Source organism: Paraburkholderia jirisanensis, assembly GCF_054782355.1.
Genome location: NZ_BAAGSQ010000025.1, coordinates 499,255 through 515,373, shown reverse-complemented (window position 1 = coordinate 515,373; position 16,119 = coordinate 499,255). Strand labels below are relative to the sequence as shown.

Sequence of the window (16,119 nt, the reverse complement as noted above, 5' to 3'; positions counted from 1 at the left end):
ATTGATGCCGCACTTCTTCTGACGGGAGGATGGCGTATCTGCCGGCGGCTGCCTGCTGTGTGCCGCTTGCCATCGCCGGTCGGACGCCATGCATCAATCGGGTTGAGCGGCACTTTGCCGTAGCAGTTCGAGCACACGCTCGCGTGACATTGCACCGCTTTCGACCACGACATCGAGCAGGCTGCGCTGCGTATCGACCGCAGTCTTCACCAGTGCCGCCGCGCTTTCATACCCGACCTGTGCCTTCAGCGCCGGCGCAATCGCGGTCGATTCCAGCAGATTGCGCTCGTTTGCCGCGCGGTCGGCCGCGAGCGGCTGAATGCAGTGTTCGTCGAATGCCGAAATCGCGCGCGTCGCGCTCGAGATCGCATTGAATAGCGACATGGCGATCAGCGGCATGTAGTTGTTGGTTTCGAGCTGCCCGCCGGCGGCCGCCAGCATCACGCTCTGATCCGTGCCGGCCACGAAGTACGCGATTTGCGTGAGCCCCATCGCATGCACCGGATTGACCTTGCCGGGCATCATCGACGAACCGGCCTGACGCGGCGCCAGTTGCAGTTCGCCGATGCCGCCGCGCGGCCCTGAACTGAGCAGCACCAGATCGTTCGCCACTTTCGCGAGCGCCAGCAGCGACTGTTTGACGGTTGCTGAAAGCGCGGCGAATTCATCCATATTCTGCACAGCGTCGAACAGATCGGCACTTTGCGTAAGCGGCCGCCCGGCAAGCTCCGATACCGCCGCGGTGACCGCTTCGCGATAGCCGGCGTACGTGCCGAGCCCGGTGCCCACCGCGGTGGCGCCGAGCGAAATCGCGCACAGCGCCGGGTGGTGCGCGCGTAGCGCGGCTGCCATGCGCTCGGCCAGCGAGGCGTAGCCGCCGAACGCCTGGCCAAGCCGCATCGGCAACGCGTCCTGCAAACAGGTGCGGCCGATGCGCAGCACGTCGTCGAACTCGCGCTGCTTCGCACGCAGCGAAGCGGCAAGACTATCGACGGCTGAGGCCAGCTCGTTCACATCGTCGAAGAGTGCGAGCTTGACTGCGGTAAGCAGCACGTCGCTAGTCGATTGCGCATGGTTGACGTCGTCGAGCGGGTGCAGGAATTCGTATTGCCCCGGCGCATGTCCCATCAATTGCAGTGCGCGGTTGGTCAGCACCTCGTTGATGTTCATGTTGATCGACGTGCCGCACGAGCCTTCGAGCGGATCGACGATCAGCGCGTGCGCATGCTGCCCCGCAGCCAGTTCGACGCAGGCCGTCAGCAAGGCCTGACGCTGCGGTTCGGTGAGCTTGCCGTGGCTCGCATTGACATGCGCGATAGCCATCTTGATACGTGCCAGCCACGCCACGAAGCGCGGGTAGTGCGCGAGGGTTTGCCCGGAGTACGAAAAATTTCGCTTGCCGCGCAGCGAATGAATGCCGTACAGCGCGTGCACGGGCAGCGCGCATTCGCCCAGCGCATCCGTTTCGATTCGATCAGAGCTCATGGTTGCTGCATTCATGGAAGTCAAGGGTCATGCCTCAAGCGACGCATAGCGGGTTTCGGGTGCCCACAGCGCGCAGCACACGCCACCCACCAGCAGCACCACGACGCACAGGTACACCGCACTTTGCCCGCCGTACAGCGCGACGATGCTGGGGAACAGGAAGGTCGTCAGCGCCGAGCCGATGCGGCTTGCCGCGACCGCGAGGCCAAGGCCGGTGGCGCGCAACTCAGTCGAAAACAGTTCCTGCGGATACAGGAAGCACAGGTTGTTGGTGCCGCTCAGCACGCATGCGAACAGCGCGAACAATGCAACGATCAAGGTGCTGGGTAGCTGCGTGCCCAACGACAGACACGCGAGCGTCGCCGCCGAAAGGAAAAAGCCCGACAGCAGAAAGGTGCGCCGGCCGATCCGGTCGACCACCAGCGCGCCCGCTATCGTGCCAAGCAGCAGGAACACGTTGTAGATCAGGCCGGCCAGAAACTTGTCGTGGATATGCAGCGAATCGAACACCATCGGTGAAAACGTCCCTAGCGAAAAATAGGGGATCACGAGGCACATATAGAAGAAACACGCGATGAAAAGCCGCATGCGCCACTGCTTCGAAAACAGGCTTGCGCGCGCGGTGCCGGCTGGCGCGGCGTTGCCGCCGCGCGTTCCGTCGCCGCGGGTGTTCAGCACCACGTGCGGACCGAGGTGCTCGCGGATCACGGCCAGTGCTTCGGCCGTGCGGCCTTTGCGTTGCAGCCACAACGGCGATTCGGGAATCCGCACGCGAAACAGGAACACCACGGCAGCAGGAATCGCGCTCGACAGCAGCATCGTGCGCCATATGTCCGGGCCACGGTCTTTCAGCAGATAGCCCACCACATAGGCGCTCGCATAGCCGAGTGCCCACGCGATCGCGAGCCAGCTGAGCAGCCGGCCACGCAGCCGGCGCGGCGAGTACTCGACCACCAGTGCCTTGCTCACCACATAGTCGAAGCCGAGCGTGATGCCGAGCAGCAGGCGTAGTACCAGCAGTTGGGTCGGGCTGCTGACCCAGAACTGCAGCAGCGAAATGACCGCGAACAGCGCCATGTCATAGTTGAACAGCGCGCGGCGCCCGAAACGATCGACGAACGGCCCCGCAATCAGGCTGCCTGCGAACAGGCCGGCCAGCGAAGCGGCGCCCAGAATGCCGAGCCACACCGCATTGAGGTGCAATTGCGGCGTGGCGATAGCCAGCGCGATCCCGACGATGCCGAGCACGAAGCCGTCGCTGAACTGGCCACCGGTGCCGGCGAAGGTCACGCGCAGATGGAACGGCGTGAGCGGTGCGTCTTCGAGTGCGACCGTAGCTGAGTCGAGCGTGGCGGCGCCGAAGGCTGCGTCGCGAGATGCGTTCATGGTTGTCGGTCTCCTGACGAATGCACGTTTAAAATTGTCTGTGGGGATTTTATGGGCGATGGGGTGCCGCGTCGCCGGCCGGCGGTCCGAATAAGGAATTCTTATGCTGAGTTTTCGAAATGCCGATGCGGTGGCCGACGCGGTGGCCGATGTAGCAACCCTGCTTGCTGCGAGGCCGCAATGAACCGCCAGAGCGAGCGTCCCGTCGATCTCTACCAGCTCGATGTATTCATGACCGTCGCGGCGACGCGCAGCATGTCGGCTGCCGCTGGTGTGCTCGGCATCAGCCAGTCCGCGGTGTCGCAGGCGCTGGCGCAGCTCGAGCAGTCGCTCGGACTGACGCTGATCGACCGTTCGCGCCGCCCGCTCGCGCTGACCTCGGGCGGCCTGTATGTGTCGCAAAACGCCGAGCCGCTGATCGGGCTTGCGCGGCAATTGAAGGCGCAGGCGCTCGAAGCGTCGCAAAGCGAGGGCGCGTATCTGCGCATCGGTATGATCGATTCGGTGGCCAACACCATCGGCCCGTCGCTGATCAAGCAGCTGATGGTGCGAACCAGCGGGTTGTCCGTGCAGATCGGCATGGCTACCGCACAGGAACAGGCGCTGCTCGGCCGCGAACTCGATCTGGTCATTTCGACGAACCCGTTCGTCGACAGCCCGGAATTCGAACACCGCTTGTTGTATCGCGAGAACTTCGTCGCCATTGCGAGTCGCGAACTGATGCACGCGGGTGCCAACGTGGATTTGCGCGTGCTCGCGCAGTCGCAGCCGTTTATTCGCTACAGCCGTACCTCGACGCTGGGTATCCGGGTCGAGCGCATCTTGCGCTACAACGATCTGAACCCGCTGCGCAAGCTCGAAGTGGATCACGCGGACACGCTGACCTTGCTGGTCTCGCAAGGCCTCGGCTGGGCGATCACCACGCCGACCTGTCTGTTGCAGACAGGCCCGCGTTTTACCGATTCGATCGATCTGATTCCTATCGACAAAGGCAACTCGATGCGCGCGATCTTTCTGGTGAGCCGCCGCGGCGAATTTTCGGAGCTGTCGCGCGCACTGGTGGACGACGCGCGGCAGGCACTGCTGGCGCTGCTGGATTCGCATGCGGCATTGCGTCGCTATGTGCCCGCAGGCGGCATCGATTTCGCGGAAGAAGCGCGCGGCGAAGATTAGCCGATACCTTACGTTTCGTGTTCGCGCCGCGCGATACAAAAATTGTGAACAAACCCGGGAATAAGCGCATTGCTTCACTGGTTCGGCACGTTACGAGGTGATAAACTTCGCACGATTTCCTCATCTTCACACCATGATCTTTCACGCACACAAACGGCTCACCGCATGGCTTGGCATGTTCGCCATGTGCCTGATCGTGTGCGTGCCGCTGGTGAGCCAACTGGTCATGGCCGCTCATGCGGACGAGCCCAACGCCGTGTTCTGTTCGGCGCTGCAAACCGACGCACAGGGTGCTCATCACATGAGCGCCGATCCGCTGGCCGCTTGCGGCTACTGCGATCTGCTGTCGGATCATGTCGCCGTGCCTGCGGTTCCGCCGTTGCTGCCGGTGCTGATCGTCCTGCTGGTGGCCGTCGCGGCCGCCGTGCTGTCCACGCGCTTCACGCCGCTCGGCGCATTCCCGTCAGGGCGCCCGCGCGCGCCTCCATTCCTCTCGCTGTCGAGTCTGTAAAGCTTCGCCGCTACGCGTTGCCGTCCGACACGCCGGTGCCGGTGCCCGTGTAGCGCGATCCTGCCGCGTCTTCTTGCGAAGCCGCGCGGCCAGTCTTGCTTCGAGGAAAATTTCACATGTCCATCCCGCGCCCCGCAGGCACGGAATGCGCAGTGTCGCGTGCGTTTGCCGCTGCGCTGCTGCTGTTCGCTACCGTCGGCCTGACGCATGGCGTCGCATTCGCGGCCGGTAGTACTGCGTCTGATCCGGCCGCTGCTGCAGGCAATGACGCTGCGCCGGCCGACGGCAGCAGTGCTTCAACAACTACAACCCCATCCGCCACGAACGCGGACAACACCAAAGATCTGCCCGCGCTGCAGATCAGCGGTTCGCGCTCGTTTGCGGAGAAGAACCAGCTGCCGCAAACCACGGAAAGCATCACCGCCAAACAGATTCGCGAGACGATCAACGCAACCGATTCATCCGACGCGCTGAAGTATCTGCCGGATGTGCTGGTGCGCAAACGCTTTATCGGCGACACCCAGGCGCCGATGTCGACGCGCACTACCGGCATCAATGCCAGCGCACGCAGCCTGATCTACGCCGATGGCGTGCTGCTCAGCACGCTGATCAACAACAACAACCAGAACGGCTCGCCGCAATGGTTCATGGTGACGCCGCAGCAGATCGAACGCGTCGACGTGCTGTACGGCCCGTTTGCCGCGCAGTTTCCGGGCAATTCATACGGCGCGGTGACCGAGATCACCACGCGTATGCCAACGAAGTTCGAAGCGAGCGTCGACGTCACCGGGGCGCTGCAGCACTTCGGCCTGTATGGCACGCACGAGAACGAGCCTTCGCAACAGTACAGCGCGACGCTCGGCGATAAGGTCGGCAAGCTTGCGTGGTTTCTGTCCGCGAGCCATCTGGACAGCTTCAGCCAGCCGATCACGATAGGCGAAGTCGTGCAGTCGACCACGCCAGCGGCCGCCAACCTGCCGGTGGTCGGCGGTGCATTCGCCGATCGCAACCGCACCGGTCAACCGGTTCAGGTGATCGGTGCGGGCAATTTCATTCATACGATTCAGGACAATGCGGCGCTGAAGCTTGCGTACGATTTCACGCCGACCTTGAGCGCGACCTACGCGCTCGGCTATTGGCAGAACAGCCAGAAAGCGCGCGCGCAGACCTATCTGCAAACCGCAGACGGCACGCCGTATTACGGCGCGGCAAGCGGCAACGTGAATATCGGCGGCTTTGCGTACAGCGCAGCGACGATCGCGGGGCAGTTCACCGCGAACAACGTCGAGCAGGAGCATCTGATGCAGAGCCTGACCGTCGATAGCCATACGAAGGGGGCATTCGACTGGCAGCTGATCGTCAGCAATTTCTACTATCTGCAGGACCTCAGTGGGTTGTCGACCGGCGTCTATCCCACCGCGCTGGCCGGCGGCCCGGGCCGTACCACCGATATGGGCGGCACCGGCTGGAGCACCTTCGACTGGAAGGGCACATGGCGGCCGCAAGGCATCGACGGCGCGAATATCGTCAGCTTCGGTGCGCATTACGACCAGTTCAAGCTGGTCAGCCCGACCTTCAATGCAGCGGACTGGGCATCGGAAGGCGAGGGTTCGCTGTTCAGCAATTCGCTCGGCAAGACGCAAACCTCCGCGCTGTGGGCGCAGGACGTGTGGCGTATCGCGCCAACGCTGCAGGCTACGCTAGGCGGGCGCTATGAGATGTGGCGCGCCTATGACGGCTTCAACTTCGCGACCGGCAGCAATGGCGTGGGCGTGGCGGTGAATCAGCCCAGTTTGAGCCGCAATGGCTTTTCGCCGAAAGCGTCGCTGCGCTGGGACCTGAGCGATATCTGGTCGGTGACCGGTTCGTTCGGCAAGGCGTTGCGCTTTCCGACGGTCGGCGAGCTGTATCAGACGGTCCAGACCGGTACCACCTTCGTGCAGTCCAATCCGTTTCTGAAGCCCGAAAGCGTGCTGTCCGGCGAACTTGCTCTGGAGCGCGACGTGCGCGACGGCAAGCTGCGGCTGTCGGCGTTCGACGAGTACGTGTCGGATGCGCTGATCTCGCAGACGTCGACGGTGCCGGGCTTTGCGACGCCTGTTTCATTTACGCAGAACGTCGGCAAGACGCGTGAGCTCGGCGTGGAACTGGCCGGCTCGCAGGACAACGTGCTGATCAAGGGGCTTTCGCTGTCCGGCAACGTGACTTACGTGAACGCACGCATCCTGTCGGACGACAGCTTCGTCTCTACCACGGGCACGACGGCAGTCGGCAAGCAGGTGCCGAACGTGCCGCGCTGGCGCGCGACGCTCGCGGCGACTTATCGGCCCGATAACCGCTGGGCTTATACGGTCGCTGCGCGCTATAGCTCGCGGATGTATTCGACGGTCGACAACAGCGATATCAATGCCGCGACATATCAGGGCTTTCAAAGCTACTTCGTGATGGATGCGCGTGTGCATCTGCAAGTAGACAAGCACTGGGGCGCCGCGCTCGGCGTCGACAACCTGAACAACCGCCAGTACTACCTGTTTCATCCGTTCCCGCAGCGGACCTTCTATGCGGAATTGAAATACGACCTTTGAACGCTTCAGGCAATCGAGCCACAGAAACTGCGAGTATCTGATGATGAACACGAATACGCATGGGAATACGCGATTGAAACTGCTGTGCATGCCGCTGCGGCATGCACTGGTTGCGGCTGCAACCTTGTGTGCGATGCACGATGCGTTTGCGCATGCGCATCCCCAGCATCTGACGCCGGCGGCTAACGCTTCAGTGCCGGTCACAACGCATGAAGTAGCGATCGATTTCGACGAAGGGCTCGAGCCCGCGTTCAGTTCGATCACGGTCACCGGTGCCGACGGCAAGCCGGCTACGCGAGACAAATCCGCCGTATCTGCTTCGAACGACAAACACATGTCGGTCGATCTCGCGCCGCTCACGCCGGGCGCTTACACCGTGAGCTGGGTGGCGATCGCGCGCGACGGGCATCGGACGGAGGGGCGGTATAGCTTCGATGCGGTAGCGAAGCCGTGAAAGCCCATCGCGCTCGCATATTCGCATAGCGCGTTACAGCATGCCTGGAGTCTCGCCGCGCACTGTTGCGACGGCGCGCCGCGTCAGCCGTGCCAGGCTAGTCGCGTCAGTCGCACTAGTCGCGCGCCGCCCCAACGGGCGACGCCGGCCGCACCGACCGATAAGTCTGCGCTCGCTCCGGATGCGTCAGCACCACCTGCCAAAGCTGCCCCTGACGCGAGCGGAAAAAGCCCGCACAGCACAGCAGATAATATTTCCACATCAGATAGAAGCGCCGGTCGTAATGCGCGGCGAGCTTTGGCCATGCCGCGTCGAAGCGCTGCCACCACGCCATCAGCGTGCGGTCGTAATCCGCGCCGAAGTTGTGCCAGTCTTCGACAATGAAGTGACCTTCGACCGCGTTCGCTATCTCCACAGCCGAAGGCAGCTTGCCGTTCGGAAAGATATAGCGGTCGATCCACGGGTCGGTGCCGGCGCTGGTTTCCGCAATGCCAATGGAGTGCAGCAGGAAGATGCCGTCGCGTGCGAGCAGGCGGCGCGCCGTGCGGAAATAGATGTCGTAATTTTTCGGGCCCACGTGCTCGAACATGCCCACCGACACGATCTTGTCGAAGCTGCCCTGTAGCTCCCGATAGTCTTGCAGCAGCAACTCGACCGGCAACCCTTTGCAGCGCTCGCGGGCAAGTTCGAGCTGCTCTTTCGAAACGGTAATGCCGGTCACCCGAACGCCGTAGTGCTCCGCCGCAAAGCGGGCGAGGCCGCCCCAGCCGCAGCCGATGTCGAGCAGCGTCTCGCCGGGCCGCAGGTCGAGCTTGCGGCAGATCATGTCGAGCTTGTCGTGTTGCGCCTGTTCGAGGTTGCTTGCATGCTGCCAGTAGCCGCACGAATAAATCATGCGGCTATCCAGCATCGCTTCGAAGACGTCGTTGCCGGCGTCGTAATGTTGCTCGCCAACCTGAAATGCGCGGCGCGACGACTGCAGATTGAACAGCCGGTGCCGCAGATGCTCGCCGATCAACCGCATCTTTGCGATGCCGGTGGCCGCCGAATCGAGGCCCGAACGCAACACCCGCGTGAACAGTTCGTCCAGCTGATCGCATTCCCACAGGCCATCCATATACGCTTCGCCAAGCCCTAGCGACCAGCTGCCCAGCACACGCCGGTAGACGTCGCTATCGAATACGCGGAGATCCCACGGGCGCTCGCCATTGAACGATACATCGGCACGCGCGAGCAGTTCGTTGAGGACGGCCGGCGGCGCAACGGTCTTCACCTGGTTCACTCGAAGCCGGTCCTGTTCGTCGAGAAAGTGTGAGTCGTTGTGCATGCGCATTCCGGTTTCCTCTTATCTATTGGTTGTCGTATAGGCGCGGGCCAATATAACGACAAAGCTCCATTCAGTGAAATTCATTGGATAAATACCGGCGATAGCCATAAACGGAATGCCGATGCTGCACCACGACACGTGGCGATCTCTATGCTCGCGTATCTGGAAAGACGACGCAAGTCATCCGTCCAGACGTGAATTTGCATCAATTGATTGCTATCCGGCAAGCGCCTGGACAGAAATGGATAATTTCGAATTAGCCGGTGTGGGCTTGCACAGATTGAGTGGATAACGCAAGGAATTGCGCCCGCAGCTTGCTATCGGCAAGACGGCGGGCGCGTAATACATGGCGAAAGAGCGGGCGCTTCAATGCGCCGCCGTTCAGTACAGCGGTGTACCGGCCTGATACGCACCGACGAACGATTGCCAGTCGAGATTGACCTGCGCCGCATAGCTGAACGCAAAGTTCGAAATTTCCGTTTGCAGTCCGCTGGTGCTGGTAATCGCGTCCGTCACCTGCTTGTCGATGCTGTACGTCACGATCGAGCCGTCGTTATAGTCCTGATCGGCGACGGCATGCGCCGAGGCCAACGCCTGCCCCAGGTAGGTGGCGGCAGTATTCAGCTTGCCGGCGCTGGTCAGCTGCGTGTAGTCGAAGTCTTCCGCGAACGGCGACTTTTCGTGGAAGTAGTACGGCAGCCCGTTGATCGTTGCGTAGCCGACCAGGACATCGGCGTTGAGCGTCTGCGCCTTGCTGGTCAGCGCGACCCGCGCGCCGTCGTTGCCGTTGGCCGCCGTTGCCAGCGCGCTGCCGTTGCTGCTTGCCTCTGCAACGACACTTGCGACTTCCTGCTTGAGTTCGAGAATCACGTCATCCGAGGTGGACGTCGATGGGCCGTCGATCAGCACGTAGTAGCGCAGCTTGCCCAGACTGCCGACTCCCGAGCCCAGTTTCTGGCGAATGTCCTTCACCCGGTAATAGCTGGCCGCGAACTGCTTCGACGAAGCGATGCTGCTGATGTAGCTGCTCATCGAACCGGAAATCGCGCTATACGTCGCGCTGTCCACCGGCACCAGCGTATTCGCGATGTTCTGGAAAGTTCGCGTACCGTTACTCACCTGCGTGTACTTGCTGAGCAGATTCGAGCGGCTGTCGTCTTTCGAGTCGCCGATGGTCGACTGCACCGCACCGGACGTATTGCCGTTTTTCAGCTGAAAGCTCAACTCGTCGCTGCTGCCCTTGAAGTCGCTCATTTCGCTGACGTACGCGCCAACCATCGTCTTGATCGCGGTGCTGATGTCGCTGTCCGCAATGCCGTTGGCGCGGCCTGCCAGCACCATGCTGGCCGCCAGCCGGCGCAAGTCCCACACGTATTGGCCGAGATAGCCCTCGTCGAAGTCGTCGACGGAAAACACCGTGTTGCCGGCGCTATCCTGCCATGCGCCGAAATTGCCGAGATGCGCATCGCCGCCAAGCCATGTGAAGCCGGTCTGCGTGCTGGTGTATTTCGATGCGGGCAGCGTCAGCATGTCCCGATAGAAAATATGGTCGGTGCCGCGATAAAACGAGAACGCATCGGCGGCCATCGTCGACATCTTGGTGGCGAGGTCGGTGCTGTCCTGCGCCGCGAATGGGTGGTTGTAGTCGTAGATTTGCGTGACGACCCAGCTGGTGCGGGACGTCTGCGCATGCGCGGAAAACGCGCCCAGCAGGCAGACGGCAGACAAGACGATCCACGATTTCTTCATTGTTTTCCCTTGGGATAAAGAAAAAGGGGCGATCATTGTCGCCCCTTGTCGGTGCCGGGCCATTCAAGCAGCGCTGAATGACAAAGGCGTGACGTGGATGTCGCGCAAGCCGCGCTCGTGCGTGGCCCCAGCAGCGCTTACAACGCGCGCTGCAGCGCCTCGTCGAGCAGTGAAAGACCGAGATCGATTTCTTCTTCGCTGACGGTCAGCGGTGGCGCGATCCGGAACACGCCGCCCATGCCCGGCAACTGCACGATGTTCATGCTGAGGCCGAGGTTCATGCATTCGCGCGTGATCTTCGCGCCGAGGCCATCCGCGGGCTCTTTGGTGCGCCGGTCCTTGACGATCTCCATGCCGAGCAGCAGCCCGCGTCCGCGCACGTCGCCGATGCAGTCATAGCGCTCCATCAGATCGAGCAGGCCGCGCCTGAGCCGTGCTCCCGCGATATTGGCGCGCTCCACGAGGCCGTCGCGCTGCACGACGTCGAGCACGCGCAGGCCGACCGCGGCAGGCAGCGGATCGGACACGTGGGTCGTATAGAACAGGTACCCCAGTTCGTGCGCGCGTTCTTCGATGGCTGCTGACGTGACCACCGCGGCGAGCGGCAAGCCGGCGCCGAGTGTTTTCGATAGCGTCAGAATGTCCGGCGTGACGCCGTCGTGCTGGCACGCGAACATCGTGCCGGTGCGGCCGACGCCGGTTTGCGCCTCGTCGAGAATCAGCAGCATGCCGCGCTGTTCGCATTTGCGCTTGAGCGCCGCCAGATAGCCTGCGGGCAGTTCGATGATGCCGCCCGAACTCAGGATCGGCTCCGCGATAAAGGCCGCGAGGCTGCCGCTCGACTGTCGATCGATCAGATCGAATGCGTAGTCCAGCTCCGCCAGATAGTCGTACGCGCCGTCGCGCGTAAAGCGCGGCCGGTACGTGAACGGCGCCGGTATCGCGAACGACCCGACCGCCGCGGGGCCGACGCCTTTGCGGCCGGCGCTATAGGTAGCGGACGCCGCTGCCCCGGTCATGCCGTGCCACGACTGCGCAAAGCCGACGATCTCATAGCGGCCGGTGACGAGCTTCGCCATCCGGATTGCCGCTTCGTTCGATTCCGCGCCGGTGCTCAGCAACAGCGCGCGGTCGAGTCCGTCCGGCGTGATGTCGGCAAGACGCGTGGCGAGTTCGACCACCGGCCGCGACAGCATGCCGCTGAACAGATGGTCCAGTTTGCCCGCATATTCGTTGATCACCGACACGATGTCCGGGTGGCTGTGCCCGAGCACCGCGCTCATCTGCCCGGAGGTGAAATCCAGAATCGGACGGTCGTCCGCGTCATAGACGAAGCTGCCTTGGGCGCGCTCGATGATGATCGGCTCGAACGTGCCGCCATAGCGGATCAGATGCTGTCTGGCGTTGTGCCAGAACGTGGCGTCGTGGTTTCGGGACACGCTGCTTCTCCTTGGGCGGACGGGTTTAACTTGCAGTCTAGCCGCCACTCTGGTTTTATAGAATCGAATAGTTCTGATGCAAGGTAGACGGGAGGCTAATATCTTGGCGCTGTCGCTCGAAATCGATCTGTTGCGCTCGTTTGCCGTGATTGCCGAGGTCAGGGCGCTCAGCCGTGCGGCCGCGCGGGTCGGCCGCACGCAGTCCGCGCTGAGCCAGCAGATGAAGCGGCTCGAAGAAATCGTCGATCAGCCGCTGTTTCAGCGCACCGGCCGCGGTGTGGTGCTGACCAATCCCGGCGAGCGGCTGCTGGTTCACGCACAGCGCATCTTGCGGCTGCACGACGAGGCGATGGCGGATCTGTGCGGCAAGGGGCTGTCGGGCAGCATCCGCTTCGGCTGTCCGGACGACTATGCGGCGGTGTTCCTGCCGGCGCTGTTACGTCAGTTTTCGCGGCAGCACCCGCATGCGCTGGTGGAGGTGGTGTGCGGGCCCACGCCGCGCCTGATCGAACAGCTGGACAAGCGCGCGGTCGATCTCGCACTGATCTCGTTGCCTGAAGCGAGCACGGGGAGCAAAGCGAACAGCAAGGCCGACAGCGCAAACGACGACATCATTCGCCGCGAGCCCCTGGTGTGGATCGGCTATCCCGGCCTCGATGCCGCGCAATTCGACCCATTGCCGCTTGCGCTATCGGACCCGGACACCCTCGATCACATCGCGGCCTGCGATGCGCTGCAACGCGCGGGCCGGGCTTATCGCGTTGCCTATGCGAGCAGCAGCCTGGCAGGGCTCATCGCGCTGGTGCGTTCAGGGCAAGCTTTCGCCGTGATGACGCAGACAGCGGTGCCGCCCGATCTGGCAATTCTGAACGGCGCTCCGACGCTGCCCGCGTTACCTGCGGTCGGCATCACGCTGAGATTCGAGCGCAAGCGCCCATCGCTGCTTACAACGGCCTTTGCCGAACACATCCGGCTCACATTGCCGCTGCTGTAAGCGCAGCGACACATTCGCCGGTGGTCATGGCGGGCTCATCGACCCGGGCGCACGGTTTGCTTGCCACGAGTTGCCGCAATAGCCACATGGCAGGGCACAGCAGCGGTGGCCGTACGCCGTGTCGCGCTCCGCTGTACGCAGCATCGTCCTGCTTTCCCGTATCGCCTTTTGATCCATCAACAGTCACGCGGCCCCTTTTTTCGCAAGCCGGTACGCATGGCAATTACGCACGCGCGTTGATATCGATCAAATGAATTCATGCGCACTGGCTCCTATGATAGGAAGGGCCTGCGCGCCCGCCCGCCGTGCCGCGGGCCACGCCGGCGTGCGTTCGCGCGCCGTCAGACATCGCCTATGGAGATCCCCCAAATGGCCGACGTTTCTTTCGACACCGGTTCGTCCACACCGCTTGGCGCGGACGAGCTACGCAACATGAACCGCTACTGGCACGCCTGCAATTACCTGGCGGCCGGCATGATCTACCTGCGCGACAACCCGCTGTTGCGGCAGCCGCTCACGGCGCAGCACATCAAGCGCCGTCTGCTGGGACACTGGGGCTCGGACCCGGGCCAAAGCTTTCTGCTGGTGCACCTGAACCGCGCGATCCGCCAACGCGACCTCGACGTCATCTACATCTCGGGACCGGGCCACGGCGCGCCGGCCGTGATTTCCAACAGTTATCTCGAAGGGCGTTACACCGAGATCTATCCGGACCGCACCGAGACCGAAGAAGGCATGGCGCGGCTATTCCGCCTGTTCTCGTTTCCGGGCGGCATCGGTTCGCATTGCACGCCTGAAACGCCGGGCTCGATCCACGAAGGCGGCGAACTCGGCTACAGCCTGTCGCATGGGTACGGCGCGGCGTTCGACAATCCCGATCTGCTGGTCACGGTGATGATCGGCGACGGCGAGGCCGAGACCGGGCCGCTTGCCACCTCATGGCATTCGAACAAGTTCCTGAATCCGGCGCGCGATGGCGCGGTGCTGCCGGTGCTGCATCTGAACGGCTACAAGATCGCCAATCCGACGTTGCTCGCGCGCATTCCGCATGAAGAACTCGAAGCCTTGCTGACCGGCTACGGGCACAAACCGTATTTCGTCGAAGGCGACGATCCGCACACGATGCATCAGAAGATGGCGGCGACGCTCGATCGATGTCTGGACGAAATCCGCGCGATCCAGACGCGCGCGCGCTCGCAGGGCGACACGACCCGGCCGCGCTGGCCGATGATCGTGCTGCGCTCGCCCAAAGGCTGGACCGGACCGCGCGAAGTGGACGGGCATCAGGTAGAAGGCTCGTGGCGCGCGCACCAGGTGCCGATTGCCGATCCGGCCACCAACGAAGCGAGCCTGAAGCAGGTCGAAGCATGGATGCGCAGCTATCGGCCGGACGAATTGTTCGATGCGTCCGGCCGGCTCGTCGAAGAACTGCGTGCACTCGCGCCGCAGGGCGCGCGCCGCATCAGCGCGAATCCGCATACGAACGGCGGGGCATTGTGCAAGGCGCTCGACCTGCCGCCATTCGAGCGCTATGCGGTGGAGGTCGGGCAACCCGGTGCATCCCGTGTATCGCCGACTGGCGTGCTCGGCACCTGGCTGCGCGACGTAATGCGCCAGAACATGACCAGCTTCCGCGTGTTCGGTCCGGACGAAACCGCCAGCAACAAGCTGACCGCGATCTACGAAGCCTCGCCGAAAACCTGGCTCGCGCTGAGCGAAGCCAGCGACAGCGACGGCGGCGAACTGTCGCCCGATGGCCGCGTAATGGAAATGCTCAGCGAACACACGCTCGAGGGCTGGCTCGAAGGCTATACGCTGACCGGCCGTCACGGTCTGTTCGCGACCTACGAGGCGTTCGTCCACGTGATCGACTCGATGTTCAACCAGCATGCGAAATGGCTCGAAAAAGCCAAGCGCGAATTGCGTTGGCGTCAACCGGTGCCGTCGGTGAACCTGCTGATCACGTCGCTGGTCTGGCGTCAGGATCACAACGGCTTTACTCACCAGGACCCGGGTTTTCTGGACGTCGTGACCAACAAGAGCCCCGATGTCGTGCGCATCTATCTGCCGCCCGACGCGAACTGCCTGCTGAGCGTCGCGGATCACTGCCTGCGCTCGCGCGACTACATCAACGTGATCGTCGCCGACAAGCAGCCGCATTTACAGTATCTGGACATGAAGGCTGCCGTCACGCATTGCACCAAGGGCATCGGCATCTGGGAATGGGCATCGACCGACCAGGGCCATGAACCGGACGTCGTGATCGCCAGCGCCGGCGACATCGCGACGATGGAAGCGCTTGCCGCAGTGGAAATCCTGAAGGGCTTGTTCGCCGACCTGAAGATACGCTTCGTCAACGTGGTCGACCTGTTCCGGCTGATGCCCGCGTCGGATCATCCGCATGGCTTGTCCGAGCGCGATTTCGACTCGCTGTTCACCACCAGCAAGCCGGTGATCTTCAACTTTCACTCGTACGCGTCGCTGGTTCACAAGCTCACCTACCGGCGCACGAATCACGAGAACATCCACGTGCACGGCTATGCGGAGAAGGGCAACATCAATACGCCGCTCGAGCTGGCGATTATCAACGGTATCGACCGCTTCACGCTGGCGATCGACGTGATCGACCGCGTGCACCAGCTGCGTGGCGTGGGCGATCACGCCAAAGAGCGGCTGCGCGATCAGCGCCTCGAGCAACTGGCTTATGCGCATCAGGAGGGCATCGATCGCGACGAAATCCGCGACTGGCAATGGCAGCCATAAAGCGAGCAATACCGATAATTCGCTTTGCATAACAGAACGCCGCTCGCGCATTCGCGCCAGCGGCGCTTTTATATCCAGAGCGCATTGCGTTGTTCGTGACAATTAAATGTCAGCACCTCGATACTTTCAATTTACTTTCGAATCGGGAATCAATACCGCATGATGCGAATTGCCGCGTGCGGGTTTGCAAATGAGCATAAGTTTCCATTGCACAAATCCCATTGCCTGGAATAACATCGCTTCGCTAACGACG

At 62.5% G+C, this 16,119-nt stretch carries 11 protein-coding genes; 6 read left to right on the top strand and 5 right to left on the bottom strand.

The genetic code is table 11. The features are described 5' to 3' along the window. Positions 1–93: 93 nt before the first annotated feature. Positions 94–1,485, bottom strand: coding sequence for a lyase family protein (locus ACYVNQ_RS14055; protein WP_460903102.1), 1,392 nt, complete (start codon positions 1,483–1,485; stop codon positions 94–96). Between the two features lie 27 nt (positions 1,486–1,512). Continuing rightward, complete coding sequence (locus ACYVNQ_RS14050) at positions 1,513–2,871, bottom strand: MFS transporter (protein ID WP_460903101.1); 1,359 nt, start codon at positions 2,869–2,871, stop codon at positions 1,513–1,515. 180 nt (positions 2,872–3,051) lie between these two features. Between ACYVNQ_RS14050 and ACYVNQ_RS14045 the strand changes: the two genes are divergently transcribed. From ACYVNQ_RS14045 to ACYVNQ_RS14030, 4 genes are all read left to right on the top strand, one after another. Continuing rightward, a complete protein-coding gene (locus tag ACYVNQ_RS14045) occupies positions 3,052–4,044 on the top strand; it encodes a LysR family transcriptional regulator (protein ID WP_460903100.1) in 993 nt (330 codons plus the stop codon). Positions 4,045–4,177: 133 nt separating this feature from the next. Next, positions 4,178–4,555: a DUF2946 domain-containing protein gene (locus ACYVNQ_RS14040; protein ID WP_460903099.1), complete on the top strand. Its 378-nt coding sequence runs from the start codon at positions 4,178–4,180 to the stop codon at positions 4,553–4,555. Positions 4,556–4,671: 116 nt separating this feature from the next. After that, positions 4,672–7,140, top strand: coding sequence for a TonB-dependent receptor (locus tag ACYVNQ_RS14035; RefSeq protein ID WP_460903098.1), 2,469 nt, complete (start codon positions 4,672–4,674; stop codon positions 7,138–7,140). Positions 7,141–7,228: 88 nt separating this feature from the next. Further along, positions 7,229–7,594 carry a copper resistance protein CopC gene (locus ACYVNQ_RS14030; protein WP_460903586.1) on the top strand — a complete coding sequence of 122 codons (366 nt, stop codon included), beginning with the start codon at positions 7,229–7,231 and terminating at the stop codon, positions 7,592–7,594. A gap of 115 nt (positions 7,595–7,709) precedes the next feature. On the opposite strand, the gene cfa is transcribed toward ACYVNQ_RS14030, so the two are convergent. From cfa to ACYVNQ_RS14015, 3 genes are all read right to left on the bottom strand, one after another. Then, complete coding sequence (cfa, locus tag ACYVNQ_RS14025; RefSeq protein ID WP_460903097.1) at positions 7,710–8,921, bottom strand: cyclopropane fatty acyl phospholipid synthase; 1,212 nt, start codon at positions 8,919–8,921, stop codon at positions 7,710–7,712. Positions 8,922–9,302: 381 nt separating this feature from the next. Then, complete coding sequence (locus ACYVNQ_RS14020) at positions 9,303–10,670, bottom strand: DUF2252 domain-containing protein (protein WP_460903096.1); 1,368 nt, start codon at positions 10,668–10,670, stop codon at positions 9,303–9,305. Positions 10,671–10,807: 137 nt separating this feature from the next. Beyond that, positions 10,808–12,109, bottom strand: coding sequence for an aspartate aminotransferase family protein (locus ACYVNQ_RS14015; RefSeq protein ID WP_460903095.1), 1,302 nt, complete (start codon positions 12,107–12,109; stop codon positions 10,808–10,810). A gap of 76 nt (positions 12,110–12,185) precedes the next feature. On the opposite strand from ACYVNQ_RS14015, the gene ACYVNQ_RS14010 reads away from it, so the two are divergent. Both ACYVNQ_RS14010 and ACYVNQ_RS14005 read left to right on the top strand, forming a co-directional pair. Next, positions 12,186–13,103, top strand: a complete 918-nt coding sequence (locus tag ACYVNQ_RS14010; RefSeq protein WP_460903094.1) for a LysR family transcriptional regulator — start codon at positions 12,186–12,188, stop codon at positions 13,101–13,103. 369 nt (positions 13,104–13,472) lie between these two features. After that, a complete protein-coding gene (locus ACYVNQ_RS14005) occupies positions 13,473–15,866 on the top strand; it encodes a phosphoketolase family protein (protein WP_460903093.1) in 2,394 nt (797 codons plus the stop codon). Positions 15,867–16,119 lie beyond the last annotated feature (253 nt).

Bases quoted from the DNA above. Each gene is read 5' to 3' on its own strand.
- ACYVNQ_RS14055 (WP_460903102.1), bottom strand. From the start codon at position 1,485: ATGAGCTCTGATCGAATCGAAACGGATGCGCTGGGCGAATGCGCGCTG.
- ACYVNQ_RS14050 (WP_460903101.1), bottom strand. From the start codon at position 2,871: ATGAACGCATCTCGCGACGCAGCCTTCGGCGCCGCCACGCTCGACTCA.
- ACYVNQ_RS14045 (WP_460903100.1), top strand. From the start codon at position 3,052: ATGAACCGCCAGAGCGAGCGTCCCGTCGATCTCTACCAGCTCGATGTA.
- ACYVNQ_RS14040 (WP_460903099.1), top strand. From the start codon at position 4,178: ATGATCTTTCACGCACACAAACGGCTCACCGCATGGCTTGGCATGTTC.
- ACYVNQ_RS14035 (WP_460903098.1), top strand. From the start codon at position 4,672: ATGTCCATCCCGCGCCCCGCAGGCACGGAATGCGCAGTGTCGCGTGCG.
- ACYVNQ_RS14030 (WP_460903586.1), top strand. From the start codon at position 7,229: ATGCCGCTGCGGCATGCACTGGTTGCGGCTGCAACCTTGTGTGCGATG.
- cfa (WP_460903097.1), bottom strand. From the start codon at position 8,921: ATGCACAACGACTCACACTTTCTCGACGAACAGGACCGGCTTCGAGTG.
- ACYVNQ_RS14020 (WP_460903096.1), bottom strand. From the start codon at position 10,670: ATGAAGAAATCGTGGATCGTCTTGTCTGCCGTCTGCCTGCTGGGCGCG.
- ACYVNQ_RS14010 (WP_460903094.1), top strand. From the start codon at position 12,186: ATGCAAGGTAGACGGGAGGCTAATATCTTGGCGCTGTCGCTCGAAATC.
- ACYVNQ_RS14005 (WP_460903093.1), top strand. From the start codon at position 13,473: ATGGCCGACGTTTCTTTCGACACCGGTTCGTCCACACCGCTTGGCGCG.